Raw genomic sequence first — 26,691 nt, 5'->3', positions numbered from 1 at the left:
TGCTCAGCTCATTTGTCGGGAAGCGCGAAATTATAGACAGTGTTCGCAGCGATGATCGCGACATGCTGCTTGCCGTTCACCGCATAGCTGATCGGCGACATGCTCACCGTGCCCGGAAGCTTGGCGTGCCATAACGGCTTGCCACTCTTCTGGTCGAGCGCGATCAGCTGGCCTTCGGCGGCGGCCACGAACAGCACATTGCCCGCCGTGCCGAGCACGCCGGCCGACAGCGATACCCGCGCCATCGGGTAGTTCCACAACGTCCGCCCGGTCTTCGCATCCAGCGCCTTCACGCCCATGCGCGGCTCCGGGCCTGGCGGAGGCGCGCCGGTGCCCCGCGCCAGATAGAGCTTGCCCTTCTCCTTCGGCGGCACCGGCGCGCTGATCGCGAAGCCCTGGCTGTCGACATATTGGAGGTAGAACACGCCCTTGCGGCGATCATAGGACGGCGCCTGGAAATTGGTGCCGCCCGTGGCCGGGAACACGACGTTGCCGGTATAGGTCGCCTTGGTGCTCGGCACGACATCCGGCCGGCCATTCTTGTCGAAGCCGGTGAACCAGTTGGTGCGCACGAACGGCGTCGCGGTGATGAACTGGCCGTTGGTGCGATCCAGCACATAATAGACGCCGTTGCGATCGGCGTGCAGGATCACCTTGCGCATCGTGCCGCCAATGTTCAGCTCGGTGAGCACCAGCGCTTCCGTGGCATCCCAATCATGATCGTCGTTCGGGGTGAACTGGTAATGCCACTTGATCTTGCCCGTTTCCGGGTCGATCGCCAGCACCGAATCCGTATAGAGATTATCGCCCGGCCGCGTTTCCGCATTATAGTCTGGGCCGGGGTTGCCGACCGCCCAGTAAAGCGTGTGGGTCTCGGGATCGTAACTGCCGGTCAGCCAGGTCGGCGCGCCACCATATTTCCATGCATCGCCGCCGCCCCAGGTCTCGTGGCCGGGCTCGCCGGGGCCGGGGATGGTGTAGGTGCGCCACAGCCGCTTGCCGGTCGCCGGATCATAGGCGTCGAGATAGCCGCGCGTGCCGAACTCGCCGCCCGACATGCCCATGATGATCTTGCCGTCCAGCACCAGCGGCGCACCGCCGAGCTGGAAGCCCTCCATGGTGTCGTCGGTGCGGGTCTCCCACAGCTGGCGGCCGGTATTGGCGTCGATGGCGATCAGCAGGCAATCCAGCGTGCCGACGAACACCCGCCCGTCAAGCACGGCGACGCCCTTGTTGTTGGCATTGTTCTGGGCCGGGTTGCGGAAGTCCTGCTTGCGGTGAAAGGCCCATTTCTGGATGCCGGAAGCGACGTCATAGGCCACCACCTCGCCGGGCGTCGTGAAATACATCACGCCGTCGACGACGATCGGCGACGATTCGCTGCTGCCATTGGGGCTGGCGATGTTGCCGCTCCAGCGCAGTTGCAGATTCTTCACATTGGCCGGCGTGATCTGCGCCAGGTCGCTGAAATGATGGGCAGAGTAATTGCCCCAATAGGTCGGCCAGTCCTTTGGATCGGGCTTGGCGATCTGGGCATAGCTGATCACCGGACGTGGATTGGCCTTGGCCGTCTCCGCCAGATTGCGCTCGCGATTGCTCGCCAGATAGGCGACGAGATCGTCGATCTGGCTCGGGGAGAAGCGCGTGGCGATGTCGGTCGGCGTCGCGCTCCCGGCGTTGGCGACGGTCTTCAGCTTCGATCGTTCATAGGTGGTCCATTTGCCCGACGCATCCTGGATCAGGACGTAGAAACTGTCCTCGCCGCGCAGCACGCCGTGGATCGTCTTGCCGTCCTTGGTGACGATGTCGACCGGGCGCGCCGCCGGCGGCCCGCGCCGGCCGCCGGCGGCCGGCTGGTGCAGCACGCCGGCGCGAATCGCGGCGACCGGCTTGGTGCCCACCGCCGACAGGTCGCTGGCGAAATCGGTGCCGCGCCCGTTGACCTCGTGGCAGCTGGTGCAGCCGCCGGCGCCGAAGAAAATCTGCTCGCCTGACGCGACATTGCCCGTGGCGACGCCGCGCGGGCCGGCCTGCCCTGACAAGCTCTTGATATAGGTGACGAGCTTCCAGACATCGTCGGTCGGCAGCGCGGAGAAGGACGGCATCATCGTGTTCGGCACGCCGGAGCGGATCGTCTGGAAGATGTCGTTGTCGCTGCCGCCATGCTGGAAGATGCCACTGTTCAGCGCGGGCGCGCGCTCGGAACCGCCGGCGCCGGTGCCGTGGCACGCGCTGCATGTGCTGTCGAAGATGGCGCGGCCCTGGGCGGGCGCGGTGGAATCGTTTGCAAAGGGGTTCGCGCTGAGATCGTTCGCGGCCGGCTGCGCATTGACCATGAGCCCGGTGGCCAGCGTGGACAGCGCGATGACGGCAGAGGTGGCAAGGGCCTTGCCGCGCAGACCACCGTCGAAGCCCAAGAATTTCATGAATGTCCTCCCCGCCCTCTCCAGTGGGCGGGCATTCCTTTGTCACACCGGCGGGCGGAACAACATCGTTTATCGCGATCCTGCTGCAAAAACATGCGCTTCGCGAGGGAATCCGGGGAATGTCGGAAGGGATGGTGGAGCCGAGGGGGATCGAACCCCTGACCTTCGCAATGCCATTGCGACGCTCTCCCAGCTGAGCTACGGCCCCGCACCATTTCGTTCCGCCGGGCTGGAAACCGGCGGGGAAGCGGCCCTCTAGGGCGGGCCGCTTCCCAACGCAACACCTAAATTAATGTTCGTCGTCACCATCGTCGGTCGCGACGCCGAGATCATCGTCGCCGCCGAGATCCGTCTCGTCGTCGGGCGAGATTTCCTCGTCCTCGTCGATGCTCAGATCCTCGTTCAGGTCGGAATCCTCGTCCTTCTCGGATTCCTTCTTGGGCGCGTCGAACGGCAGCGGCTGCTTGGACTTCAGAACGGGCTCCGGCTCCCACTGAGTCCCGCAGGCGATGCAGGTGACGGGATCTTCCTTGCCCAGATCGTAGAAACGGGTGCCGCATTTCGGGCAGCTCCGCTTGGCGCCCCATTCAGGCTTTACCATCTGTTTCCCTGCTCTTCTTCAATGTCGGATGAGGCCCCGGGTCAGAGGGCCAATGCGGCCGGCGCCTTGCCACACGCTCCACCCGCTGTCAAAGCCGCCGCCCATGTCACAAGCAGCTCCGCCAGCCCCCCTCGCCTTCGCCGCCGCCCGCCCGCTGTCCGGTGCGGTCACGGTGCCGGGGGACAAATCCATCTCGCATCGCTCGCTGATGCTGTCGGCGCTCGCCGTCGGCACCAGCCGCATCGAGGGGCTGCTGGAAGGCGAGGACGTGCACGCCACCGCCGCCGCGATGCGCGCGATGGGCGCCACCATCGGCCGCGACGGCGACGCCTGGACGGTCGACGGCGTTGGCGTCGGCGGTCTTCTCCAGCCCGATCGCGCCCTGGAGATGGGCAATTCCGGCACATCGACCCGGTTGCTGCTCGGCCTCGTCGCCAGCCACGCCATCACCGCCACCTTCACCGGCGACGCCTCTCTCTCGAAGCGACCGATGAACCGCGTCATCGAGCCCTTGTCGGCGATGGGCGCGGAATTCACGCCCAGCCCCGGCGGGCGGCTGCCCCTGATGGTGCGCGGCATCGTGCCGGCCGTGCCGATCGAATATCGGCTGCCGGTCGCCTCGGCGCAGGTGAAGTCGGCGATCCTGCTCGCCGGTCTCAATACCCCCGGCATCACCCGCGTCATCGAACCGGTGCCGACCCGCGACCATAGCGAGCGCATGCTGCGCGGCTTCGGCGCCACCCTCGATGTCGAGGAACTTCCCGACGGCACGCGCATCATCGAAATCACGGGCGAAGCGGAGCTCAAGCCGCAGCATATCGTCGTGCCGGGCGACCCTTCGTCTGCGGCCTTCCCGGTGGTGGCGGCGCTGCTTGTGCCGGGGTCGGACGTGGTGGTCGGCAATGTCGGCCTCAACCCGACCCGCGCCGGCCTTTATACGGTGCTGCGCATGATGGGCGCCGACATCACTCTGGAGGACGAGCGCGTCGTCGGCGGCGAGCCCGTCGCCGACTTGCGCGTGCGCCATTCCGGCCTCACCGGCATCGAGGTCCCAAGCGAGGTGGTGCCTTCGATGGTCGACGAATTTCCGGTGCTGTTCGTGGCGGCAGCCCTCGCCTCCGGCCGCACCGTGATGCGCGGCCTCGACGAGCTGCGCGTCAAGGAAAGCGATCGCATCGCAGTCATGGCCGAGGGGCTGCGCGCGATCGGCGCGCGCGTCGAGGAGCTGGAGGACGGCCTGATCGTCGACGGCACCGGCGGCGCGCCCCTCGCCGGCGGCGCTACCGTCGCCGCGCACCTCGATCATCGTATCGCAATGAGCTTCGCGGTCGCCGGTCTCGTCTCCCGCGCAGCGGTGACGATCGACGACATGGCCCCGGTCGCGACCAGCTTTCCAGGCTTCGTCGAGCTGATGACCGGCCTCGGCGCCGAGGTGCGGTGATGCAGCTTGCCCGGCGCAGTTTCCTGACATTTGCCGGCGCCGCGGCGCTCGCACCCGCCGCCGCCCTGGCGCGCGGCCCGGCCAGCTATCCCGCCCCGGATCGGGAGGCGATGCTGCCGGTCCCGGGCGGGCGGGTCTACGTCCGCGTCAATGGCAGGCTCGATGGCCCGCGCCCGCCGCTGGTGATGGTCCATGGCGGCCCGGGCGGCAATCATGCTGCCTTCCTCGACGCGCTGGCCATGGCCGACGAGCGCGCGATCATCCTTTACGATCAGCTCGATTCGGGCTGGTCGGACAAGCCCGGCGACGTCGCCAACTGGGTGGTGCCGCGCTTCGTCGATGAGCTGGAGGCGGTGCGCACCGGCCTCGGCGTCCGCCGCTGGCACGTGCTGGGCCATAGCTGGGGCGGCACCATCGCGCTCGAATATGGCGCGCGGCGCCCGGCGGCGCTGGCCGGGCTGGTGCTTGCCAGCCCGCTGGTCTCGACCAGAAGCTGGCTTGCCGACGCGGCCATCCTGCGCGGCGAGATGCCGGCCGACGCCCGCAACACCCTGGTCGCCTGCGAAACCCCGGCGCCGCCCGCCCCCGAAACGTGCAGTGCAGCCACGCGCACCTTCTACAGCCTCTATAATCGCCGCGAACCGGCAAGCGACGGGGCGGTCGCCTATCGTAAACAGCCGCGCATGCAGGGCGCGGGCGTCTCGCTCGCCGAACGGCTCTACGAGACGATGTGGGGCAAGACCGAGTTCGTCTCCACCGGCACGCTGCGGAATTACGATGGCGAGCCGCTGCTCACCCGGCTCGACGGGCGTCGCACGCGGTTCATGTGCGGCCAATTTGACGAGGCGCGGCCGCACACGGTGAGCGGCTTCGCACGCCGCGTCGGCGCCTCCTTCGCCGAGATCCCCGGCGCCGGGCACGGCATTTTCAGCGATCGGCCCACCGAAACACTGGCCGCTCTGCGCCCGTGGCTCGCCGCGCAGGATCGGCTGGCGTGAGCGGGCCTCTCGTGATCGCCGTCGACGGACCCGCTGCCTCCGGCAAGGGCACGATCGCCCGCGCGCTTGCCCGCCATTACGGGCTGCCGCACCTCGACACCGGCCTCCTCTATCGCGCGGTCGGCATCGGCGTGCTGCGCGCCGGCGGCGATCCGTCGCAGGCGGCAGACGCGCTCCGGGCGTGCGACTTCTCCGAGGGCGTGATGGCCGACCCCGGGCTCAAGAGCGAGGCGGCCGGCCGCGCCGCCTCCATCGTCTCGGCGCACCCGGCGGTGCGCGCAGCCCTGCTCGCCCGCCAGCGCGCCTTCGCCGCCCAGCCGGGCGGCGCCGTGCTTGACGGGCGCGACATTGGCACGGTGATCGCGCCTGCCGCCACGGCCAAGCTGTTCGTCACCGCCGCCAGCGATGTGCGCGCCCGCCGCCGCTTCGAGGAGCTGGCCCGCCTCGGCCTGCACGTCACCGAGGACCATGTGCTGGCCGACATCCTCGCCCGTGACGAGCGCGATTCCGGCCGCGCCGCCGCGCCGCTGGTGCGCGCCGAGGACGCCGTGCTGCTCGATACGAGCGCGATGGGCGTGGACGCCGCCGTAAAGGCCGCCATCGCCATCGTCGAGGCGCGCCGCTGATTAACCATGATTGGCGCTAAGCTGTCGAAATCCCTTACATTTACCATAAGGTTGCGCAGCCGAAACGCTGATTTTACGGGGTTGGCACGGCCCTTGCTTTCTCCTTGATCGACAAGGATGCGGCGTCCCCGGGGACGATGGAACGCACCCTTGAGCCAAGGGGTAACAAGAAAATGCGCAATCTGAAGAAGTTCGGTCTCGCCAGCCTGATCGCCATCGCCGCGGCGCTGCCGGGTGCGGCCAATGCGACGGCCGTGCTGTTCTCGTTCGATGCTGCCGCGTCGAGCATCAAGGTCACCGAGAACAGCCGCCAGTGCCTGCCCTTTTCCGGCTGCAAGCTGAGTGCCTCGCTGACCACGCCGTTCAGCGATTTCTCGATCGAAGAGGGCACGTCGCAGTCCTTCAACTTTGCCAACTTCAACGTCTCTCGCGGCCTCGGCGGCGACAGCGACGCGCGCGTCGAAGCGATCCTCGCCTTCAACAGCCCGCTGATCGGCAATGCCAGCACCGGCGGCACCGCCACCTATGGCGTCTTTGGCCGGCTGGTCGGCGGCTCGCTGATCTGGGACAACCCGGTGCAGCAGTTCAGCGGCGACAATGGTGAGCTGTTCACCGTCACCTTCTCGAACCTCATCGGCGTCACCTTCGGCGGCAATGCCCTCGCCACCGTGACGATCCATCTCGACAACGTTCCCGACGCCCCGGCCGCCGCGGTGCCTGAGCCCGCGACCTGGGCGATGATGCTGGCGGGCTTCGGCCTGGTCGGCGCGGGCCTGCGCCGCCGCACGGCGGTGCGCGCCGTGCTCGCCTGAGCAATTAACCCGATCCGTCGGGTGTGGGGGAAGGCGGGGCAGGCCGTAAGGCTTGCTCCGCCTTTGCTTTTCGAGTATGGCGCGGCCTGTCCAAAGGGTAATTGTGCCCGAGGAGGCAGGAATCGGATGCAGCCGACCGGATAGCCGGCGCCTGATCCGGGCAGGCGCGGCGGATTTCCGTCGCGCCCTTTTGCATTCTCATGGACATGAGACCACCGGACACAACCGGTCGGCCCGCAACGAATTAAGGATAGACAACGCTTATGGCCTCTCAGGCGAACCCCACGCGCGACGATTTCGCGGCGCTTCTCGATCAGACCCTCGGACAGGCGGACGGCTTCGAGGGCCGCGTCGTCAAGGGCACCGTCACCGGCATCGAGAATGACATGGCCGTGATCGACGTCGGCCTGAAGTCGGAAGGCCGCGTCGCGCTGCGCGAATTCGCCGCCCCGGGCCAGAAGGCGGATCTGAAGATCGGCGACGAAGTCGAAGTCTATGTCGACCGCGTCGAGAATGTTCATGGCGAGGCGATGCTGTCGCGCGACCGCGCCCGTCGCGAAGCCGCATGGGACAAGCTCGAGGCCGAGTTCGCCAAGACCGCGCGCGTCGAAGGCGTGATCTTCGGCCGCGTCAAGGGCGGCTTCACGGTCGACCTCAACGGCGCCGTCGCCTTCCTGCCGGGCAGCCAGGTGGACATCCGCCCGGTGCGCGACGTCACCCCGCTGATGGACCTGCCGCAGCCCTTCCAGATCCTGAAGATGGATCGCCGCCGCGGCAACATCGTCGTCTCCCGCCGCGCCGTGCTGGAAGAGACCCGCGCCGAGCAGCGTTCGGGCCTGATCCAGTCGCTGCATGAAGGCCAGGTGATCGACGGCGTGGTGAAGAACATCACCGATTACGGCGCCTTCGTCGACCTCGGCGGCATTGACGGCCTGCTGCACGTCACCGACCTCAGCTACAAGCGCGTCGGCCATCCGTCCGAGATGATCAATATCGGCGACACCGTGCGCGTCCAGATCATCCGCATCAACAAGGACACGCAGCGCATCTCGCTCGGCATGAAGCAGCTCGAGAGCGATCCGTGGGAAGGCGCCGCCGCGAAGTACCCGATCGGCGGCAAGTTCACCGGCCGCGTCACCAACATCACCGAATATGGCGCCTTCGTCGAGCTGGAGCCGGGCATCGAGGGCCTGGTCCACGTCTCGGAGATGAGCTGGACCAAGAAGAACGTCCATCCGGGCAAGATCGTCTCCACCTCCCAGGAGGTCGAGGTCGTCATCCTCGAGGTCGACGCCGAGAAGCGTCGCATCAGCCTCGGCCTGAAGCAGGCCCAGGCCAATCCGTGGGAGGCCTTCGCCGAGAAGCACCCGGTCGGCTCGACCGTCGAGGGCGAAGTGAAGAACGCCACCGAATTCGGCCTGTTCATCGGCCTGGACGGCGATGTGGACGGCATGGTCCACATGTCCGACATCGCCTGGGGCGTGTCCGGCGAGGAAGCGCTGAACCTCCATCACAAGGGCGAGACGGTGACCGCCGTCGTGCTCGACATCGATCCGGAGAAGGAGCGCATCTCGCTCGGCATGAAGCAGCTTGAGCGTGGCGGCGTCGCCACCGGCGGCACTTCGGCCGGCGGCGTGTCCAAGAACGAGGTCGTCACCGTCACCGTGCTCGAGGTTCGCGACGGCGGCCTCGAGGTGCAGGTCGGCGACGATGGCGTCACCGGGTTCATCCGTCGCGCCGATCTCGGCCGCGACCGCGACGAGCAGCGTCCGGAGCGCTTCCAGGTCGGCCAGAAGTTCGACGCGATGGTGATCGGCTTCGATCGCTCGAAGAAGCCGAACTTCTCCGTCAAGGCGATGCAGATGGCGGAAGAGAAGCAGGCGGTGGCCCAGTATGGCTCCTCCGATTCGGGCGCGTCGCTCGGCGATATCCTTGGCGAGGCGCTGAAGGCCCGTCAGGAGAATCAGTAAGCCGGGGTGATTCCCTCAAAAAACGGAAGCGGCCGGCCTTTGCGCCGGCCGTTTTTCGTTTCGGCGTCGGCAGATAGCGACCCGCCGCACGGCAATGACGCAACAGGTGACATTGATCTGTTTTTATGCCATCCGCTCCCGCCACGGCTTACTGCGGGGGGCAGTGGCGACACCGAGCCTGATCCGATGCTGTTTGTGGTGCGCACATGCGGTGACGAGGGGCGGTCAAGTCAGCGCAAGGGGGTGCAATGATCCGTTCCGAGCTGATCCAGCTGCTGTCCAGGGACCATCCTGATCTTCCGATCAAGGATGTCGAGCGCATCGTGACGACCTTCTTCGACACGATCACCGTTCACCTCGCCAGCGGCGGCCGCGTCGAACTGCGCGGCTTCGGCGCCTTTTCCACTCGGGGGCGTGAAGCGCGCACGGGCCGCAACCCGCGCACCGGCGATGCCGTCGATGTGCAGGCCAAGCGCGTGCCCTATTTCAAGCCGGGCAAGGAAATGCGCGCGCGCCTCAACGTCTGAGGCGTTCGCATTCGGCTTCCCGCTTGACGGATGTCCCTCCGCGCGCCTTCTGGGGGCGGCGCGGACGTGGCGAAACCGGTAGACGCAGCCGACTTAAAATCGGCTTCCTATGGAGTGCGGGTTCGAGTCCCGCCGTCCGCACCATTCCTCTCTTGGACGAGCGGCCCTTCGTCGGTCTATGGTTGCGCCGATGAAGCAATGCGTCCGTCTCCTCATGCCCCTGCTCCTCGCCGGCTGCGGTCTCGGCGGGGACGACAAGCCGATCGTGGTGAGCGTGATCGGGCCAGCACCGAAGCTCGCCGATCGCGCACGCCATCCGCTGGAGGCGCCGGCCGCCCTCCTCACCGATGCCACCGCGCAAGGGCTCGTCGCCTTCGATGCATCCGGCCAGACCGAACCGGCGCTTGCCGAACGCTGGACGGTTTCGAACAACGGCCTCAGCATCATCTTCCGCCTGTCGGACGTCGACTGGGCGGACGGGCGGCCGGTGGAGGCGGCAGACGTCGCCAGGCGGCTGAAGCTTGCCATCGCCCAGCGCAGCCGCAACCCCTATCTGCCGATCACCGGCGCGATCACCGATATCGTCGCGGTCACGCCGCAGGTGGTGGACGTGCGCCTGTCCTCGCCGCGCCCGAATCTGCTTCAGCTGTTCGCCCAGCCCGAGTTCGCGGTGATGCAGGATGACGAGGGCTCCGGGCCCTATCTCGCCTCGGTAGCGAAGGACGGCGCGATCGTGCTGCGCCCGCGGGTGATGCAGGACCCGGAAGCCGATCCCGGCGCGCCGCTACAGACCGACGCCGACACCATCCGGCTCCGCGGCGAGCGGGTGGCGGCGGCGGTGGTCCGCTTCGCCATGGGCCGCTCGGACGGCGTGCTCGGCGGCCGCTTCGTAGACCTGCCCATCGCCCATGCCGCGAGCGAATTGCCGCCGGGGGCGCTGCGCTTCGATCCGGCGACGGGTCTGTTCGGCCTGACGTTTGCCGAGGCGCCGTCCGATTCGTTCATTGGTACGCCGACAGTGCGCCGCGCGCTCGCCATGGCGATCGACCGCGAGGCCCTCGTCGCCGCCTTCGACGCGCCCGGCTGGCAACCCGAGACGCGGCTGATCGGCGGAGACGTCGCCGACCTGCCGATGGCAAGCGAGCCGGACTGGGCGGACCAGCCGCTCGACACCCGGCGCACCGACGCCGCCGCTTCGATCGCGATCTGGCGTAGCGCGCACGGCGAACCTCCGGCATTGCGCGTCGCCCTGCCCGACGGCCCGGGCAGCCGGCTGGTGTTCGCCCGGCTGGCGCAGGATTGGCGGGCGCTTGGCGTCGCGGTGACGCGGGTGGCGGCGGATGCGCCGGCCGACCTGCGGCTGGTCGATCAGGTCGCCCCGGGCGAGATCGCCAGCTGGTATCTGCGCCGATTTGCCTGCGCGATGAAGGTGCCCTGCACCAGCGAGAGCGACCGCGCGCTGATCGCCGCGCGCAACGCGCCGACGCTTGCCGAGCGGACGGTGATGCTGCGCGAGGCGGACCGGCTGATCACCCAGAACGTGCCCTATATCGCGCTCGCCCGGCCGCTGCGCTGGTCGCTGGTCGGGCGGCGGATGACCGGTTGGCGGGAAAGCCCCCGCGCCTTCCACCCGGCCCGCCATCTCCGCGCCGACCGCGACCGCCGCTGATCGCCATGCCACGCCCCGACCCGCTCACCGTCCGCCGCCGCGTCGAGCGGATGGAGCTGATGCTGGAGCGGAGCATGACGCTGCCGATCATCAACCGCCCGATCGGCCTCGACGCGGTGATGGGGCTGGTGCCGGTGGTCGGCGACGTCATGGGGGCGATGCTCGGCGCCTACCTGATCTGGGAAGCGCGCAACCTCGGCATGTCGAAATGGCAGATGACGCGGATGGCGGCGAACATCGGCATCGACACGCTGCTCGGCGCGATCCCGGTGGTCGGCGACATATTCGATTTCGCCTGGCGCTCCAACAGCCGCAACCTGCGCATCGTTCGCCGCCACCTCGACCGGCATCACCCGGGTCAGGCGATCGTCACGCTCGACCGCGCTGGATCCTGAGCGGACGCTGCGGCGCCGCGCCGCCCTGATGCGCCGGGCAGCGCACCGGCCGGAGCCGCGTGTCGCGACACAGCCATAGTTCATCGAGCCAGCCGGCCCGCGTCACCGTGACGCGCATCATGTCCGCACGCAGGCCAGGATTGACGGCGGCGAAGGCGCGCTGGAAGCCGCCCACCGTCAGCGACCGATCACGCGACAGACGGTCCATGTCCGGGAAGCGGAGCTGGCGGTACATCGCCGAGGAGCGCGCGAAATAGCTTTCGGGCGTCTCGCCGGGCATGCAGGTGCCGTGCTTGGCCCATTCATGCTGGATGAGCTGTTCGGAGGGCGTTGCGCACATCATGCCGCGGATCGTGCGCGGGGAGACGATCCCGGTCGGCGCGCAATATTGGGGCCAATCCTTCCCCTTCCCGTCCGGCCACAGCCCGTGGAGCACGAAGCCGAACCGGGCACGCCCGCTGCACTGGAAGCTGTAGCTCGCCGGCTTGCCGCGACAAAATTCCGGCGACCAGCTGATCGCCAGGGTATAGCCGCCGATCGGCACGACGCGGCGCGGCTCGTTCTCGTTCGGCAGCGCATCGTGCGGGGTGATCAGCGCGCCCGGCAACGGGCAGCTCGCCGGCGTCTGGGCGGAGAGCATCGTGGGCGCGGCAAGCAGGGCCGGCAAAGCGAGGATCAGGGCGCGCATCAAGGCTCCGGGTCAGGCAGTGGCGAGGTCGAGACCGATGTCTGCCGCCGGCGCCGACTGGGTCAAGCGGCCGACCGAAATATAGGTGACGCCGGTTTCCGCGATCGCCCGGATCGTCTCCAGCGTGACGCCGCCCGATGCCTCGGTCGGCACGCGCCCGCCGACCAGCGTGACGGCGCCGCGCAGGATTGCCGGCGGCATATTGTCGAGCAGCAAATGGGTGGCGCCGGCGGCCAGCGCCGGCTCGATCTGGTCGACGCGATCGACCTCGACGATGATGCGGGCGATACCCGCTGCCCTGGCGCGCGCCGCGGCCTCGGCGACGCCGCCGGCGACGGCGACGTGATTATCCTTGATCATCGCCGCATCCCACAGGCCCATGCGGTGATTGGTCGCTCCACCCATGCGGGTGGCGTATTTCTCGAGCAGGCGCAGCCCGGGAATGGTCTTGCGCGTGTCGAGCAGCACTGCGCCGGTGCCCGCGATGGCGTCGACATAGGTGCGCGTCAGCGTCGCGACCCCCGAGAGATGCTGAAGGGTGTTGAGCGCCGAGCGCTCGGCGGTGAGCAGCGCGCGCGCCCTGCCCTCGATCCGCATCAGATCGGTGCCGCGCGACACGCGATCGCCATCCTCGACCAGCCGCTCGATGCGGACATCCGGATCGAGCGTGCGGAAAAACGCCTCGGCGAGGGGCAGGCCGGCGACGGTGATCGCGTCGCGACTGTCCATGACGCCGGTGAAGCGGGCCTGCTCGGGAATGACGGCCGCCGACGTGATGTCGCCGCCGTCGCCCAGATCCTCGGCCAGAGTCGCGGCGACGAACGCGGCGACGTCGAAGCCCGCGATCACCCCTTCACCTGGCGCAGGCCGAGATCGCCGAGGCCGACCGTGCCGGCGGCCATGGCCAGCATGCGATCGAGCGGCGCCTTGGCGGCTAGGCGGGTCGCCTCGTCCAGCTCGATGCGGGGCTGCATGTCGCGCAGCGCGACGTAAAGCTTCTCCAGCGTGTTCAGCGCCATATAGGGGCACATGTTACAGTTGCAGTTGCCGTCGGCGCCGGGCGCGCCGATGAAGGTCTTGTGCGGCGCTGCCTTCTCCATCTGGTGGATGATGTGCGGCTCGGTGGCGACGATGATCGTGTCCGCTTGCGTCGCCAGCGCGAATTCGAGGATGGCGCGCGTCGACCCGACCTGATCGGCATGATCGAGGATATAGGCCGGGCATTCCGGGTGGGCGGCGACCGGCGCGCCGGGATGCAGCGCCTTGAGCTTCAGCAGCTCCGTCTCCGAAAACGCCTCGTGAACGATGCAGGCGCCCGGCCAGAGCAGCATGTCCCGCCCGGTCTTGCGATTGAAATAGGCGCCGAGATTCTTGTCGGGGGCGAAGATGATCTTCTGATCCAGCGGCAGCTGGGCAAGGATCTTCTCCGCCGAGGAGGAGGTGACGATGATGTCTGAATGCGCCTTCACCGCCGCGGAGCAGTTGATGTAGGTGAGCGCGATGTGATCGGGATGGGCAGCGCGGAAGGCTGCGAACTCCTGCGGCGGGCAGCTGTCCTCCAGCGAGCAGCCGGCGGCCATGTCCGGCAGGATCACCGTCTTCTCGGGCGACAGGATCTTGGCGACCTCGGCCATGAAGCGCACGCCGCAAAAGGCGATCACCTCGGCATCGGTGTCGGCCGCCTTGCGCGACAGGTCGAGGCTGTCACCGACGAAATCGGCGAGATCCTGGATCACCGGATCCTGATAATAATGGGCCAGGATGACGGCATTGCGCTCCTTGCGAAGCCGATCGATCTCGGCGCGGATGTCGACGCCCTTGAGGCTCTCGGTGACGGCGTTCATGGTCGAAACTCCTCTTCGCCGCCCAGATAGGCGAGACCCGCCCGCCCCGCCAGAGTTGAGGCGAAGTTGACGAAGCAGGGGATGTCGGCCGACCTATCGGGGAGAGGCGTAGACCTCGTTCAGCGAGGTGGAATGGTCGACATATTCCGGCGCGGCGGCGGGATCGGGCTCGTCGGCGAAGCGGGCCTTGACCGTCGCGTCGATGCCGGCGGCGCGCAACGGCATCGCGAAGCTGCGCTCGACGGCACTGCGCGCGGCGTCCCGGGCAAGGCGGAGCGGCGCTGCCTCCCGCGCCTGTGCCACCAGCTGGCGCTGGGCGGCGGCGCGGTTTGCCTGATCGAGCGCCTGTTCGGCATGGGTGAGCGCCATCAGCACGCCGCCCGAATCATATTCCTTGATGCCGGCCATATCGACTTCCGGGCCGGATACCTCGACCGGCGGCAGGGTGATCGTCAGCGTCCGCGTCGTCGGATTCCACGCAAGGTCGCGCTGCTGAAGACGGGCAAGGTCAAGCTCGTAACGCACCGTGCCCGGCATGATCATCGTCTTGCGCGCGGACAGGCCGAAGCGGGACTGGCTGGAGGTGACCACCGCCACGAAGCGGGCCGCGAACGGCGTCAGCCGATTCTGCTCGCGCAGACCCTGCAGGCTGGCCGAGGCCACTGTCTCGGGATCGGGCGGGGTCGTCGACCAGCGCCCGAGGTTGGAAAGGCCCAACCACGCGCCCAGTCCGATCAGGGCGGCGGCGAGCAGGATGACGATCGTGCGCTTCACGCAGCCAGCCTCCACCGGTCATTGTCGCGGGCGACGCGGGCGCGCGCCTCAAGGTCGATGAGATGGGCGAGCACGGAGCGGCCGGCCGCCGGATGCAGGCGCGGATCGATCCCGGAATACATTCGCGCCACCATCTCCGGGATCAGGCCGACATCCTCGCCGAGCAGCCGCAATATCTGCCCCTCACGCTGCCGCCGATGCCCGATGAGGCCGCGCACCCAGCGCTGCGGCTCGGCGATCGGCTCGCCATGGGCGGGATAATAGAGATGATCGGCCCGCGCCATCAGCCGGTCGAGGCTCGCCATATAGGCGGCCATGTCGCCGTCCGGGGGCGAGACGACGGTAGTCGACCAGCCCATGACATGATCGCCGCTGAACAGCGCCCGCTCCTCCGCCAGCGCGAAGCACAGGTGGTTGGAGGTGTGGCCGGGGGTGGCGACCGCCTCCAGGGTCCAGCCGGGGCCGGACACGCGCTCGCCGTCGGCGAGCACCCGGTCGGGGGCGTAGCCGGTGTCGAACGCGGCATCGGCGCGCGGCCCGTCATCGTCGAGCGACAGCGGCGCGCAACCGATCACCTCGGCGCCGGTCGCCGCCTTGAGCGGGGCGGCGCCGGGGCTGTGATCGCGATGGGTGTGGGTGCAGAGGATCGCGGTGACGCGCTCGCCCGCCGTGGCGGCGAGGATGGCGTCGATATGGGCCGAGAGATCGGGCCCGGGGTCGATCACCGCCACCTCGCCCTTCCCCACTACATAGGTCTGCGTGCCGGTGAAGGTGAAGGGCGACGGATTGGCAGCCAGCACCCGCCGCACGAGCGGCGAGAGGGGCTGGACGTGGTCGGGCGCCTGCTCTGTCACGGAAGAGATATGGGGACGTTCGGGCAGAAGGTCACGCTTTGTCGCCCTTCCACCCGAACGGGGTGCGCGCGCCATCACGCCTTGTGCGCGATGCCCCGCTCCTCGAACAGCTGCACCAGCTCGCCGGCCTCGTACATCTCCATGAGGATATCCGAACCGCCGACAAATTCGCCCTTCACATAAAGCTGGGGGATGGTCGGCCAGTCGGAATATTCCTTGATGCCCTGGCGGATGCCCTGATCCTGCAGCACGTCGACCGAAGCATATTCGACGCCGATATGGTCGAGGATGGCCACCGCACGGCTGGAAAAGCCGCACTGCGGGAAAAGCGGCGTGCCCTTCATGAACAGCACGACGGGATTGGTGTTCACCGTCTCGGCGATACGGGCCTGGGCTTCATTCGACATGTCGCAAAATCCTCAGTCGGGAATGGCGGTGGTAAGCTGGAGCGCATGGAGCACGCCGCCCATCCGGCCGCCGAGCGCGGCGTAGACGCGCTGGTGCTGGGCGACGCGAGAGGTGCCGCGGAAGCTTTCCGCGGTGACGCGCGCCGCATAATGATCGCCGTCACCGGCGAGATCGGTGATCTCCACGGCGGCATCCGGGATATTCTCCCGGATCATCGCCGCAATCTCGTCCGCCGCCATCGGCATCTCGGTTACTTCGCCTCCATGAGCTGGCGGCGGGCCTCGATCGTCGACGCATCGAGCTGGGCGCGGATGCGCGCCTCGTCCATGTCGACATTGGCGCTGACGAGGTCGCCGAGCAGCTTGCGGATCACATCCTCGTCGCCGGCCTCCTCGAAATCGGCCTGGACGACCGCCTTGGCATAGGCGTCGGTCTCGGCCGCGGTAAGGCCCATCAGCCCGGCAGCCCATTGGCCGATCAGGCGATTGCGCCGCGCCGTGACGCGGAATGCCATTTCCTGATCATGGGCGAACTTGGTCTCGAATCCCCGCTCGCGATCGTCGAAAGTCGTCATTGCCGCCCCTTGCTATCCTAGCGAAATTCGCCGGAGAGATAGGGACAGGCCGGCCCGCGCGCAACCGGGCGTTCAGGCCGCGTGCGGCGCCGCCCCGGTGCGGCCGGCGAGCCACGGCCGGTCTCGCGCCATCTCGGCCTCGAATCCGGTGATCGCTGGGGCCATGGCGAGCGTGATGCCGATCTCGTCCAGCCCCTCGAGCAGGCATTGCCGGCGGAAGGGGTCGATCTCGAACGGGAAGCGATCCTGGAACGGGGTGGTGACCGTGCAGGTCTCGAGATCGACGGTGATCGGGTGATCGCGGGCGACCTCGATCAGCCGGTCGACCGCCGCCTGCGGCAGGACCACGGGCAGGATGCCATTCTTCACCGCATTGCCGGAGAAGATATCCGAGAAGCTCGGCGCGATTACCGCGCGCACGCCCATGTCGCCCAGCGCCCAGGCGGCATGCTCGCGGCTGGAGCCGCAGCCGAAATTGTCGCCCGCGATCAGCACCGGCGCGCCGGCGTAGCGGGGATCGTCGAAGATGTTCCCATCGGTCGCGCGCACCGTCTCGAACGCGCCCCTGCCAAGCCCCTCGCGGCTCACCGTCTTGAGGTAATGGGCCGGGATGATGACATCGGTGTCGATGTTCTTGGCGCCCCACGGATAGGCGCGCCCCTCGACATGGGTGAAATTCTGCATCAGCCGATCAGCTCCCGGACGTCGGTCAGCCGGCCGGTTACCGCCGCGGCCGCGGCCATCGCCGGCGAGACGAGATGGGTGCGTGAGCCCGGGCCCTGCCGTCCGACGAAATTGCGGTTCGAGGTGGAGGCGCAGCGCTCGCCGGCGGGGATCTTGTCCGGGTTCATGCCGAGGCAGGCCGAGCAGCCGGGCTCGCGCCATTCGAACCCCGCCTCGATGAAGACGCGGTCCAGCCCCTCGGCTTCCGCCTGCCGCTTGACCAGGCCGGAGCCGGGCACCACCCACACGCGCTTGACGCCGTCCGCGCGGCGGCGGCCGCGGGCCACGGCGGCGGCCGCACGCAGATCCTCGATGCGGCTGTTGGTGCAGCTGCCGATGAAGATATTCTCCACCGCCACATCCTCCATCCGCGTACCCGGGGTCAGGCCCATATAGGCGAGCGACTTGGCGGCGGCGGCCTGCTTGGACGGGTCGGCGAAGCTCTCCGGATCCGGAACGGCGCCGGTGATCGGCACCACGTCCTCCGGGCTGGTGCCCCAGGTGACGCCGGGCGCGATGGCCGCGGCATCGAGCACCACGACCTTGTCGTAGGTCGCTCCCGGGTCGCTCGGCAGCGTGCGCCACCAGGCGACGGCGGCCTCCCAGTCCGCGCCCGCAGGGGCCATCGGACGACCCTTGAGATAGTCGAACACGGTGTCGTCCGGCGCGACCAGGCCGGCGCGGGCGCCGCCTTCGATCGACATGTTGCAGACGGTGATCCGCCCTTCCACCGACATCTCGCGGAATACGGAGCCGGTATATTCGATGACGTGGCCGGTGCCGCCCGCTGCCCCGATGCGTCCGATGATCGCCAGCACCACGTCCTTCGGGCTGACCCCGAAGCCGAGCGCGCCATCGACGCGGACCTCCATCGTCCTCGACTGCTGGAGCAGCAATGTCTGGGTCGCCAGCACATGCTCGACCTCGGACGTGCCGATACCGAAGGCCAGCGCGCCGATCCCGCCATGCGCCGAGGTATGGCTGTCTCCGCAGACGATGGTCGTGCCCGGCAGCGAGAAGCCCTGTTCCGGCCCGACGACATGGACGATGCCCTGCTCCGGATCGGCATCGCCGATATAGCGTATGCCGAAGGCCGGCGCGTTGCGCTCCAGCGTGGCGAGCTGGTTGGCCGATTCCGCGTCTGCGATCGGGATGCGCGAGCCGTCCGGGTTGCGGCGCGGCGTCGTCGGCAGATTGTGATCGGGCACCGCGAGGGTGAGATCGGGCCGCCGCACGCCACGGCCCGTCGCGCGAAGCCCCTCGAACGCCTGCGGGCTCGTCACCTCATGGACGAGATGGCGGTCGATATAGATCAGGCAGGTGCCATCGGGGCGTCGTTCGACGACATGGGCGTCCCAGATTTTCTCGTAGAGCGTGCGGGGCTTGGTCATGATGGAAGCTGCTCTAAACGCAATTGCGGCGAAAGGAAAGATCGCAGGAAGACGGTTTCAGGATGCTTTCTTGCGATCGTCGAGCCTCAGCCAGTCCTTTGCCGGTCGCCCGGCGAGCATGTCCCAGATTTCCATCGGGATGCCGACGGGCCGCGTGCTTTCCGAATTCCACAGCACGGCGACGCCGACCCCCGCCTCCGGATCAAAGGAGATGAGCGAGCGATAGCCACGCACGGCGCCGCGATGGCCGATCAGCCGCCGTCCGTCATACCAGGCGTTGCGGAAGCCGAGCGCGTAGCTGGTATCGCGCATCGGCACGTCATATTCGGTGCGATGCTCCGACCAGGTATCGACGCGGGCGCGGTGGAGATCGTCGAGCAGCGCCGGCGGCAGGATGGCGGGCACGCCGCCCATCTGCGCGCGCAGCCAGATGCCAAGATCGACGATCGTCGAATTGACCCCGCCGGCGGCCGGCACATGATAATAATTTTGCTGCACCGGATAGGCGCGCAGGCCGTTGGACGGGCGCGCCCAATCATCATCCGCCTCCAGCCCCTCCTGCCCGATCGAGGCGCCGGTCATGCCGAGCGGGCCGAAGATCAGCTGACGAACCGCCTGCGCATAGGGTGTGCCGGTCACCTTCTCGACGATCTCGTGCGCGGTGTCATAGGCGATATTCTGGTAGGCGAAGCAGGTGCCCGGACGGCAGAGATTGGAAAGCTTGGCATAGTCGCCCCGGATCACCGCCGGATCCTGGCCATCTTCCAGCCGGTCGTCCCAGGCGTTCTTCACCAGCCCGGTGCGGTGCGACAGCACGTCCTCCACCGTCACCACCTGCTCGCCGCCATTGGGCAGGCGCAGCGACGTGCCGTAATCGGCGACCGGCCGATCGAGCCGCACGCGGCCTTCCTGCGCCAGCCGCTCCATCAGCGTCGCCGCCACCGTCTTGGACAGCGAGGCCCAGGCGAAGCGGGTCTTGAGATCGACCGGATCGGTGGAGCCCGGCGCGCGCACGCCATAGCCCTTGAGGAAGCGGATGCGCCCCTGCTCGACCACGGCGACGGCGAAGCCGACCACGCCCTTCATCCCGGCGAGCCGGGTCAGCCGCTGATCCAGCCGCCGGTAATCGATGCGGCTGCCCACCGGCGGCGCCTCGACGATGGCGCCGCTGGCATCGGCCGTCAGCGCCGGGGCGAGCTTCGTCGGGCCGATGCGGCGGGTGAACAGGTCCATCGACATGGCGGCCGCCAGCAGGGCGATCACACCAGCCGCGACGAGGATCGCCACGAAGCCGGGACGCGCGCGGCGCGGGCGCTTCGGGGGACGGATCACGACCTGTTTCATGGGCCTCGGGAAGCAGGGGGCGCAAATGATCTGCGCGGAAGGGCAATCTTCTAGCCCTGCCCCTCTCTACCACAAGCCGTCCCGGCGGCAGAGCGCCGCCGAGCCGGGATGAACCGAAGAGGTTTGTTGTGGATAACAAAGCCTCGGGAAGAGGATTCCGTCAGCCTGAACGTGCGTCGGTCCGCGCAACTGACTCTCCGGAGCCCGTCGCGCGGCGGATGCCAAACGACGAATGCGGCACGCCGGCGCGCGAGAGACGCCCCGCGAACTGCTACACCCGCTCGATATAATGCGCCGTGGTGCGGGCCTTGACCTCCTCCGCCGTGACGCCCGGCGCCAGCTCGATCAGCGCGAACGGGCTCTGATGGTCGGGGCGCTGGAATACGGCGATGTCGGTGATGATCATGTCGACGACGTTCTTGCCGGTGAGCGGCAGCGTGCATTCCGGGATGAACTTGGCATCGCCCGACTTGGCATTATGCTCCATGACGACGATGATCTTCTTGACGCCGGCGACGAGGTCCATCGCCCCGCCCATGCCCTTCACCATCTTGCCGGGGATCATCCAGTTGGCGATGTCGCCGCCTTCCGACACTTCCATCGCGCCAAGCACGGTCAGGTCGATATGGCCGCCGCGGATCATCGCGAAGCTGTCCGCCGAGGAGAAATAGCTGGATGACGGCAGTTCGCTGATCGTCTGCTTGCCGGCGTTGATCAGATCCGGGTCGACCTCGTCCTCATAGGGAAAGGGCCCGATGCCGAGCATGCCGTTCTCGGACTGGAGCGTCACCTCGAGGCCGGCCGGGATATGGTTCGCCACCAGGGTCGGGATGCCGATGCCGAGGTTGACGTAGAAGCCGTCACGCAGTTCACGGGCGGCGCGCGCCGCCATGTCGTCGCGGGTCCAGGACATCAGGCGGCCTCCCTCGCGCGGGTGGTTCGGAATTCGATCTGCTTCTCATAGGGCGCGCCGAGGACGAGCCGCTTGATGAAAATGCCGGGCACGTGGATCGCGTCCGGATCGAGCGAGCCCACCGGCACGATCTCCTCCACCTCGGCCACCGTCATGTGGCTGGCGGTGGCCATCGGCTGATTGAAGTTGCGCGCCGTCTTGCGGAAGATGAGGTTGCCCGCCTCGTCCGCCTTCCAGCCCTTGATGATCGACAGGTCGGCGCGGATGCCGCGTTCGAGGACGTAGGTCTCCCCGTCGAACTCCCTGGTCTCCTTGCCGTCGGCGACGATCGTGCCGACGCCGGTCTTGGTGTAGAAGCCCGGAATGCCCGCGCCCCCGGCGCGGATGCGCTCGGCCAGCGTGCCCTGCGGGCAGAATTCCACGGCCAGCTCCCCGGCCAGATATTGCCGCTCGAACTCCTTGTTCTCACCGACATAGGAGGAGATCATCTTGGCGACCTGGCGGGTGCGGAGCAGCTTGCCGAGACCGACATTGTCGATGCCGGCATTGTTCGAGGCGATCACCAGCCCCTTCACGCCGGACGCCTGCACAGCGTCGATCAATCGCTCCGGAATGCCGCACAGGCCAAAGCCGCCCGCGCAGATCATCATGCCGTCATGCAGCAGGCCTTCAAGCGCCGCCGTTGCGTTCGGATAGACTTTTCCCATCTCGCCTTTCCTGCTCCCCCGCGCCGTTGCCGCGGTCTTAGGCCCGGCCCCGGGCGAGCGCAATGCGATGCAGCGCAACATGAAAAGGGCGCCGCCCCATGTGGGGCGACGCCCTGGTCGCGTCCGCTCTCGCGGCAACGGTCGAATTCAGATCCTGTCGACGGCGTTCTTCACGCCGCCCTTGGCGCGGCCGATGGCGGACTGGACGTCGCCCCTGGCCTCCTGTGCGTCACCCTCGGCACGAATGTCCGGCCGATCGGTGGCGTCGCCGATGGCGCGCTTGGCCTTGCCGATCGCCTCATTGGCGGCGCCTTCGACCCGATCCTTCAACTCACCCATAGAAGCCTCCATTCGCTGTCTCTCGCGTCATGAAGCGCGCGAGAGGGCGGGAGGTTCCTGTCACCCCCCGGAGGCCCGCCCGGGAAGGGTTCAGATCAGACCGGCGAGCGGGCTGGAGGGGTCGGCGTAGCGGCGCTTGCCCATGCGGCCGGCGCGGTAGGCGAGCCGGCCGGCCTCGACCGCCGCCTTCATCGCGGCAGCCATCAGCATCGGCTCGCGCGCCTCGGCGATGGCGGTGTTCATCAGCACGCCGTCGCAGCCCAGCTCCATCGCCACCGCGGCATCGGAGGCGGTGCCGACGCCGGCATCGACGATCACCGGCACGCCAGCGCCTTCCTTGATAAGGCGAATCGTCACCTGATTCTGGATGCCAAGCCCGGAGCCGATCGGCGCGCCGAGCGGCATCACCGCCACCGCGCCGGCATCCTCCAGCCGTTTGGCGGCGATCGGATCGTCCACGCAATAGACCATCGGAAGGAAGCCCTCCTTCGCCAGTATCTCGGTGGCGCGCAGCGTCTCGACCATGTCGGGATAAAGGGTACGCGCCTCGCCCAGCACCTCCAGCTTGACGAGGTCCCAGCCGCCGGCCTCGCGGGCGAGCCGCAACGTGCGGATCGCCTCGTCGGCGGTGAAGCAGCCGGCGGTGTTGGGCAGATAGGTGTAAAGCTTCGGATCGATATAATCGGTCAGCATCGGCGCCTTGGGGTCGGAGATGTTGACCCGGCGCACCGCGACGGTGACGATCTCGGCGCCGGCGGCGACCACCGCCGCGGCATTCTCCTCCAGCGTCCGGTACTTGCCGGTGCCGACGATCAGGCGCGAGCGGAAGCTGCGTCCCGCCACCGTCCAGCGATCCTCGTCGACCGGGCCGGCGTGATCGCCGCCGCCGACGAAGTGGACAATCTCCAGCTCGTCGCCATCCTCGACCTTCACCTCGGCCAGCGTCGAGCGCGGGACCACCGCCAGATTGCGCTCGACCGCGATCTTTTCGGGCACGAAGCCGAGTTCGGAGGCAAGCTCGGCAAGGCTGAGCCCGTCGGTGACGCGCCGGTGTTCGCCATTGACGCGGATGGAGATGGTTCCGTCTGTGTGCATGGCTCGCATATAGGGAGGGGGCGCACCCGCCCGCAACACGCGATGGAGAGCCCATGTGACCGACACCGTCTTCGTCCTCAACGGCCCGAACATCAACATGCTCGGCCTGCGCGAGCCGGACATCTACGGCCACGACACGCTGGACGACATCGCCAGCCGGCTGGAGGATCAGGCGCAGGCGCTGGGCATCGCCATCGACATGCGCCAGTCCAACCATGAAGGGCATATCGTCGACTGGCTGCAGGAGGCGAACGCGGTGGGCGCCAGGGCGGTGATCCTCAACGCCGCCGCCTTCACCCATACCTCCGTCGCAATCCACGACGCGATCAAGGCGATCGCCGTGCCGGTGATCGAGGTGCATCTGTCGAACCCGCACAAGCGCGAATCCTTCCGCCATGTCAGCCTCGTCGGGCAGGCGGCGAAGGGAACTATCGCGGGTTTTGGCGCGCTGTCCTATGCGCTCGCGCTGGACGCGGCGGCCAAGCTCTGACAAAGCCCGCGCGCATGAACGGAAAAAAGGGTCAGTGAATGGCCGAGCAGGAAAGCTCCATCATGCAGATTGATCCCACTCTGGTCCGGCAGCTCGCCGAGCTGCTCGACGAGACCCGGCTTACCGAGATCGAGGTGCAGGACGGCGAGCGGCGCATCCGCGTCGCGCGCGAGCCGGCGGCCCCGGTGATCGCGGCCCCCGCCCCGATGGCGGCCGCGCCCGCCCCGGTCGCCGCTGCGGCCCCCGCCGCTGCCCCGACGACGGCCACCGCGCCGGCTGATCATCCCGGCACGGTTCGCTCGCCGATGGTCGGTACCGTCTATCTGTCGCCCAATCCCGAGGCCGCGCCCTTCGTCACCGCGGGCGCGCAGGTGTCGGCCGGCCAGACCCTGCTCATCGTCGAGGCGATGAAGGTGATGAACCCGATCGTCGCCACCCATGCCGGCACGGTGCGCCAGATACTCGTCGACAATGGCCAGCCCGTCGAGTTCGACCAGCCGCTCGTGATCGTCGAGTAAGGCCGGGCCATGGCCATCCAGAAGATCCTCATCGCCAATCGCGGCGAGATCGCGCTTCGCATCCATCGTGCCGCCCATGAGATGGGGCTGCAGACGGTGGCGGTGCATTCCACCGCGGATTCGGACGCGATGCATGTCCGCCTCGCGGATCAGGCGGTGTGCATCGGGCCGCCGCCGGCGGGCGAATCCTATCTCAACGTGCCCAATATCATCGCCGCCGCGGAGATCAGCGGCGCCGATGCCATCCACCCCGGCTATGGCTTCCTCTCCGAGAATGCCCGCTTTGCCGAGATCGTGGAGAGCCACGGCCTGATCTGGATCGGCCCCAAGCCCGAGCATATCCGCACCATGGGCGACAAGATCGAGGCGAAGGCCACCGCCGCCCGCCTCGGCCTGCCGCTGGTGCCGGGCTCGGACGGGCCGCTTACCGATCTCGGCGAGGCCAAGCGCGTCGCTGCGGAGATCGGCTATCCGGTGCTGATCAAGGCCGCCTCTGGCGGCGGCGGGCGCGGCATGAAAGTGGTGCCCGAGGAGAGCGAGCTCGAGTCGCTGATGGCACAGGCCGGCTCCGAGGCGAAGGCGGCGTTCGGCGACGCCACCGTCTACATGGAGAAATATCTCGGCGATCCGCGCCATATCGAATTCCAGATCTTCGGTGACGGCCAGGGCCACGCCATCCATCTCGGCGAGCGCGATTGCTCACTGCAGCGCCGCCACCAGAAGGTGCTCGAGGAGGCCCCCTCGCCGGTGATCTCGGCGGAGCAGCGCGCCGAAATGGGCGGCGTCGTCGCCAGGGCGATGGCCGAGATGGGCTATCGCGGCGCGGGCACCATCGAGTTCCTTTACGAGGACGGGCGCTTCTACTTCATCGAGATGAACACCCGCCTGCAAGTGGAGCATCCGGTGACCGAAGCGATCACCGGGCTCGATCTTGTGCGCGAGCAGATCCGCATCGCCGAGGGCCATCCGCTGACCCTGCGCCAGGAGGATGTCGAGTTCCGCGGCCATGCCATCGAGGTGCGCATCAACGCCGAGGATCCGCGCAGCTTCGCGCCGTCGCCCGGGCTGGTGAAGCAGTATCACGCGCCGGGAGGGATGAACGTGCGCGTCGATTCCGGGCTCTATGCCGGCTACCGCATCCCGCCTTACTACGACTCGATGATCGCGAAGCTGATCGTGTGGGGCCACAGCCGCGAGGGTGCGCTGCGCCGGCTGCGCCGGGCACTGGAGGAGTTCGTGATCGACGGGGTGAAGACGACCATCCCACTCCACCAGGCGCTGCTCGACGATCCGGAATTCCAGGCCGGAGACTATACCATCAAGTGGCTGGAGGCGTGGCTCGCGCGGCAGGAGCCGAAATCGTGAAGGCGCGCATCTTTCACAATCCGCGCTGCTCCAAGTCGCGCGAGGCGCTGGCGCTGCTTGAGGCGGCGCCCGGAGTCGAAATCGAAATCGTCGATTATCTCAAGACCCCGCCGAGCGCGGCCGAGCTGGAGCGGCTCTATGCCCGCGCCGGCATGAGCCCGCGCGACGGGCTGCGCAAAGGCGAGGACGGCGCGAAGGCGCTGGCCGGCGCCGACGACGCGGCCGTGCTGGCGGCGATGGCGGCCAACCCGATCCTCATCGAGCGTCCGCTGGTCGAGACCGAAAAAGGCGTGGCGCTGGGCCGCCCGCCGGAGCGAATCGGTGCGATCCTTTAGGGATTAGCAAATCGTAAACCCGCGCCCGTCTATGGCTGTCGTCTTTCCCGTGGGGGATGGAGGGCTCAGCAAGGACGGGTTTCATGGCGATTCCAGCGATCACGCCGACAGGCGGCACGGGCGCGGCCTCGGGCACCGTCCAGCCTGTTCCTCCCGCCAGCGCCCAGTCCGGCACGACGAGCTACGGCTATGGCGCCAATGCCGGGGCGAGCGCGGGCGCCAACGGCTTCGGCCCGGCAGCGATCGTCAATCTTTCGCCCGAGGCGCAGAAGGCGTTGGCCCGGCTGACCGGCATCGACATCGCCGCCGCGCAAACCACCGGCGGTCTGGAAAAGATGCTCAGGGCCCTGCCCGACCGCGCGCTGAGCGACGCGGCGGCGCGGGCCGGAGCCCGCACGAAGGACGGCCCGCTGCCCCAAACCGCGGCCGCCGCTGACATGCCCCGCCTGCCCCAGCCGACGCCCGAACAGCTGCGCCACCTCGTTCAGTTCCTCGTCGAGCAGGACCGGCGGCTCTACCCCGGCGGTGGCGGCGGTGCCACGCCGGCAAGCGGTCGGCCGGCCGGCCACCCCGCGCTTCCCGAACAGGACGACAAGCCGCCGCCGGCCGCCGGCAATTTTCAGATCCATGCCGATGCGCATGGCGTGACCATCTTCCAGGGCAGCAAGGACATCACCGCGGCGGTGATGAGCGGTGCCCTCTCGACGCAGGCGCAGGCCGTGCTGCTCAGCGCGCTGCCGCCGGGCGTCGCCCGTCTGCTCCGCCCGGACCCGCGCCGCCGGGGCCGGGGCCCGGCGTGGAAGACGATGCTGCTGCTGGGCGGCATCGTCATGGCGGTCATCATGTTCCTGACGCTGCGATGAA

At 68.1% G+C, this 26,691-nt stretch carries 30 protein-coding genes and 2 tRNA genes; 14 read left to right on the top strand and 18 right to left on the bottom strand.

The genetic code is table 11. From position 1 onward, the window contains the following. Positions 1-8: 8 nt before the first annotated feature. From KOF26_RS13985 to KOF26_RS13975, 3 genes are all read right to left on the bottom strand, one after another. The gene (locus KOF26_RS13985) at positions 9-2,426 is read right to left on the bottom strand and encodes an outer membrane protein assembly factor BamB family protein (protein ID WP_216326182.1); all 2,418 of its coding nucleotides are present in this window, start codon (positions 2,424-2,426) and stop codon (positions 9-11) included. A 132-nt stretch (positions 2,427-2,558) separates the two neighbouring features. Further along, positions 2,559-2,634: transfer RNA gene (locus tag KOF26_RS13980), tRNA-Ala, on the bottom strand. A gap of 81 nt (positions 2,635-2,715) precedes the next feature. Further along, on the bottom strand, positions 2,716-3,027 hold the full coding sequence (locus KOF26_RS13975; protein ID WP_216326178.1) for a TIGR02300 family protein: 312 nt from the start codon (positions 3,025-3,027) through the stop codon (positions 2,716-2,718). A gap of 103 nt (positions 3,028-3,130) precedes the next feature. On the opposite strand from KOF26_RS13975, the gene aroA reads away from it, so the two are divergent. From aroA to KOF26_RS13930, 9 genes are all read left to right on the top strand, one after another. Next, positions 3,131-4,468: a 3-phosphoshikimate 1-carboxyvinyltransferase gene (aroA, locus tag KOF26_RS13970; RefSeq protein WP_216326177.1), complete on the top strand. Its 1,338-nt coding sequence runs from the start codon at positions 3,131-3,133 to the stop codon at positions 4,466-4,468. Beyond that, a complete protein-coding gene (locus tag KOF26_RS13965) occupies positions 4,468-5,466 on the top strand; it encodes an alpha/beta fold hydrolase (RefSeq protein ID WP_216326175.1) in 999 nt (332 codons plus the stop codon). Before aroA ends, KOF26_RS13965 begins: the two co-directional genes overlap by 1 nt. Beyond that, positions 5,463-6,092 (top strand): (d)CMP kinase, encoded by a 630-nt coding sequence (gene cmk, locus KOF26_RS13960; RefSeq protein ID WP_216326172.1) that lies wholly within the window; start codon positions 5,463-5,465, stop codon positions 6,090-6,092. The genes KOF26_RS13965 and cmk overlap by 4 nt, the downstream gene beginning before the upstream one ends. Before the next feature lie 173 nt (positions 6,093-6,265). Beyond that, the gene (locus KOF26_RS17205; RefSeq protein ID WP_253201442.1) at positions 6,266-6,904 is read left to right on the top strand and encodes a PEPxxWA-CTERM sorting domain-containing protein; all 639 of its coding nucleotides are present in this window, start codon (positions 6,266-6,268) and stop codon (positions 6,902-6,904) included. A gap of 263 nt (positions 6,905-7,167) precedes the next feature. Further along, entirely contained in the window at positions 7,168-8,874 is a 1,707-nt protein-coding gene (gene rpsA / locus KOF26_RS13950; RefSeq protein ID WP_216326169.1) for a 30S ribosomal protein S1, read from the top strand. A gap of 248 nt (positions 8,875-9,122) precedes the next feature. Then, positions 9,123-9,401: an integration host factor subunit beta gene (locus KOF26_RS13945; protein ID WP_216326166.1), complete on the top strand. Its 279-nt coding sequence runs from the start codon at positions 9,123-9,125 to the stop codon at positions 9,399-9,401. Positions 9,402-9,461: 60 nt separating this feature from the next. Then, positions 9,462-9,545: transfer RNA gene (locus KOF26_RS13940), tRNA-Leu, on the top strand. Positions 9,546-9,615: 70 nt separating this feature from the next. Next, positions 9,616-11,070 (top strand): ABC transporter substrate-binding protein, encoded by a 1,455-nt coding sequence (locus KOF26_RS13935; protein ID WP_253201441.1) that lies wholly within the window; start codon positions 9,616-9,618, stop codon positions 11,068-11,070. A 5-nt stretch (positions 11,071-11,075) separates the two neighbouring features. Further along, the gene (locus KOF26_RS13930; protein ID WP_216326163.1) at positions 11,076-11,465 is read left to right on the top strand and encodes a DUF4112 domain-containing protein; all 390 of its coding nucleotides are present in this window, start codon (positions 11,076-11,078) and stop codon (positions 11,463-11,465) included. Here the strand turns inward: KOF26_RS13930 and KOF26_RS13925 are convergent. From KOF26_RS13925 to thiS, 15 genes are all read right to left on the bottom strand, one after another. Further along, positions 11,440-12,153 carry a ribonuclease T2 family protein gene (locus KOF26_RS13925; RefSeq protein WP_216326160.1) on the bottom strand — a complete coding sequence of 238 codons (714 nt, stop codon included), beginning with the start codon at positions 12,151-12,153 and terminating at the stop codon, positions 11,440-11,442. The genes KOF26_RS13930 and KOF26_RS13925 overlap by 26 nt on opposite strands. Positions 12,154-12,165: 12 nt before the next feature. Next, positions 12,166-13,002: a carboxylating nicotinate-nucleotide diphosphorylase gene (gene nadC / locus KOF26_RS13920; RefSeq protein ID WP_216326157.1), complete on the bottom strand. Its 837-nt coding sequence runs from the start codon at positions 13,000-13,002 to the stop codon at positions 12,166-12,168. Beyond that, complete coding sequence (nadA, locus tag KOF26_RS13915; RefSeq protein ID WP_216326155.1) at positions 12,999-13,997, bottom strand: quinolinate synthase NadA; 999 nt, start codon at positions 13,995-13,997, stop codon at positions 12,999-13,001. The genes nadC and nadA overlap by 4 nt, the downstream gene beginning before the upstream one ends. Before the next feature lie 93 nt (positions 13,998-14,090). Continuing rightward, a complete protein-coding gene (locus KOF26_RS13910) occupies positions 14,091-14,771 on the bottom strand; it encodes a DUF4230 domain-containing protein (protein WP_216326152.1) in 681 nt (226 codons plus the stop codon). Then, positions 14,768-15,634 (bottom strand): MBL fold metallo-hydrolase, encoded by an 867-nt coding sequence (locus KOF26_RS13905; RefSeq protein WP_363182260.1) that lies wholly within the window; start codon positions 15,632-15,634, stop codon positions 14,768-14,770. The genes KOF26_RS13910 and KOF26_RS13905 overlap by 4 nt, the downstream gene beginning before the upstream one ends. A 65-nt stretch (positions 15,635-15,699) precedes the next feature. Next, positions 15,700-16,032, bottom strand: a complete 333-nt coding sequence (grxD, locus tag KOF26_RS13900; RefSeq protein ID WP_216326146.1) for a Grx4 family monothiol glutaredoxin — start codon at positions 16,030-16,032, stop codon at positions 15,700-15,702. Between the two features lie 12 nt (positions 16,033-16,044). After that, positions 16,045-16,278 (bottom strand): BolA/IbaG family iron-sulfur metabolism protein, encoded by a 234-nt coding sequence (locus tag KOF26_RS13895; protein ID WP_216326143.1) that lies wholly within the window; start codon positions 16,276-16,278, stop codon positions 16,045-16,047. 5 nt (positions 16,279-16,283) lie between these two features. Beyond that, on the bottom strand, positions 16,284-16,607 hold the full coding sequence (locus KOF26_RS13890; RefSeq protein ID WP_216326140.1) for a DUF1476 domain-containing protein: 324 nt from the start codon (positions 16,605-16,607) through the stop codon (positions 16,284-16,286). 72 nt (positions 16,608-16,679) lie between these two features. Next, on the bottom strand, positions 16,680-17,291 hold the full coding sequence (gene leuD / locus KOF26_RS13885; RefSeq protein ID WP_216326137.1) for a 3-isopropylmalate dehydratase small subunit: 612 nt from the start codon (positions 17,289-17,291) through the stop codon (positions 16,680-16,682). Next, on the bottom strand, positions 17,291-18,721 hold the full coding sequence (leuC, locus tag KOF26_RS13880; protein WP_216326134.1) for a 3-isopropylmalate dehydratase large subunit: 1,431 nt from the start codon (positions 18,719-18,721) through the stop codon (positions 17,291-17,293). Before leuC ends, leuD begins: the two co-directional genes overlap by 1 nt. 57 nt (positions 18,722-18,778) lie before the next feature. Continuing rightward, positions 18,779-20,053: a serine hydrolase domain-containing protein gene (locus tag KOF26_RS13875; RefSeq protein WP_216326131.1), complete on the bottom strand. Its 1,275-nt coding sequence runs from the start codon at positions 20,051-20,053 to the stop codon at positions 18,779-18,781. Between the two features lie 283 nt (positions 20,054-20,336). Next, the gene (locus KOF26_RS13870) at positions 20,337-20,978 is read right to left on the bottom strand and encodes a 3-oxoacid CoA-transferase subunit B (protein ID WP_216326128.1); all 642 of its coding nucleotides are present in this window, start codon (positions 20,976-20,978) and stop codon (positions 20,337-20,339) included. Continuing rightward, positions 20,978-21,685: a CoA transferase subunit A gene (locus KOF26_RS13865; protein ID WP_216326125.1), complete on the bottom strand. Its 708-nt coding sequence runs from the start codon at positions 21,683-21,685 to the stop codon at positions 20,978-20,980. Before KOF26_RS13865 ends, KOF26_RS13870 begins: the two co-directional genes overlap by 1 nt. Before the next feature lie 147 nt (positions 21,686-21,832). After that, entirely contained in the window at positions 21,833-22,024 is a 192-nt protein-coding gene (locus KOF26_RS13860) for a CsbD family protein (protein ID WP_216326122.1), read from the bottom strand. Positions 22,025-22,114: 90 nt separating this feature from the next. After that, a complete protein-coding gene (gene thiS / locus KOF26_RS13855; RefSeq protein ID WP_216326118.1) occupies positions 22,115-23,119 on the bottom strand; it encodes a sulfur carrier protein ThiS in 1,005 nt (334 codons plus the stop codon). A 55-nt stretch (positions 23,120-23,174) separates the two neighbouring features. Here thiS and aroQ point away from each other — a divergent pair, with 55 nt between their 5' ends. From aroQ to KOF26_RS13830, 5 genes are all read left to right on the top strand, one after another. After that, positions 23,175-23,609, top strand: a complete 435-nt coding sequence (gene aroQ, locus KOF26_RS13850; protein WP_216326115.1) for a type II 3-dehydroquinate dehydratase — start codon at positions 23,175-23,177, stop codon at positions 23,607-23,609. Positions 23,610-23,647: 38 nt separating this feature from the next. Beyond that, positions 23,648-24,127, top strand: a complete 480-nt coding sequence (accB, locus tag KOF26_RS13845) for an acetyl-CoA carboxylase biotin carboxyl carrier protein (RefSeq protein WP_216326112.1) — start codon at positions 23,648-23,650, stop codon at positions 24,125-24,127. Positions 24,128-24,136: 9 nt separating this feature from the next. Next, positions 24,137-25,492, top strand: a complete 1,356-nt coding sequence (gene accC / locus KOF26_RS13840; RefSeq protein ID WP_216326110.1) for an acetyl-CoA carboxylase biotin carboxylase subunit — start codon at positions 24,137-24,139, stop codon at positions 25,490-25,492. Next, the gene (arsC, locus tag KOF26_RS13835) at positions 25,489-25,827 is read left to right on the top strand and encodes an arsenate reductase (glutaredoxin) (RefSeq protein WP_216326107.1); all 339 of its coding nucleotides are present in this window, start codon (positions 25,489-25,491) and stop codon (positions 25,825-25,827) included. The genes accC and arsC overlap by 4 nt, the downstream gene beginning before the upstream one ends. Before the next feature lie 83 nt (positions 25,828-25,910). Further along, positions 25,911-26,690: a hypothetical protein gene (locus tag KOF26_RS13830; RefSeq protein WP_216326104.1), complete on the top strand. Its 780-nt coding sequence runs from the start codon at positions 25,911-25,913 to the stop codon at positions 26,688-26,690. The last annotated feature ends 1 nt before the right edge of the window (position 26,691 follow it).

Origin of the sequence: Sphingomonas quercus, assembly GCF_018863195.1 — a bacterium.
Taxonomy (GTDB): Bacteria; Pseudomonadota; Alphaproteobacteria; order Sphingomonadales; family Sphingomonadaceae; genus Solisphingomonas; species Solisphingomonas quercus.
The sequence above is the reverse complement of the archived record's forward strand: the minus strand, read 5'-3'. Positions and strand labels throughout refer to the sequence as shown.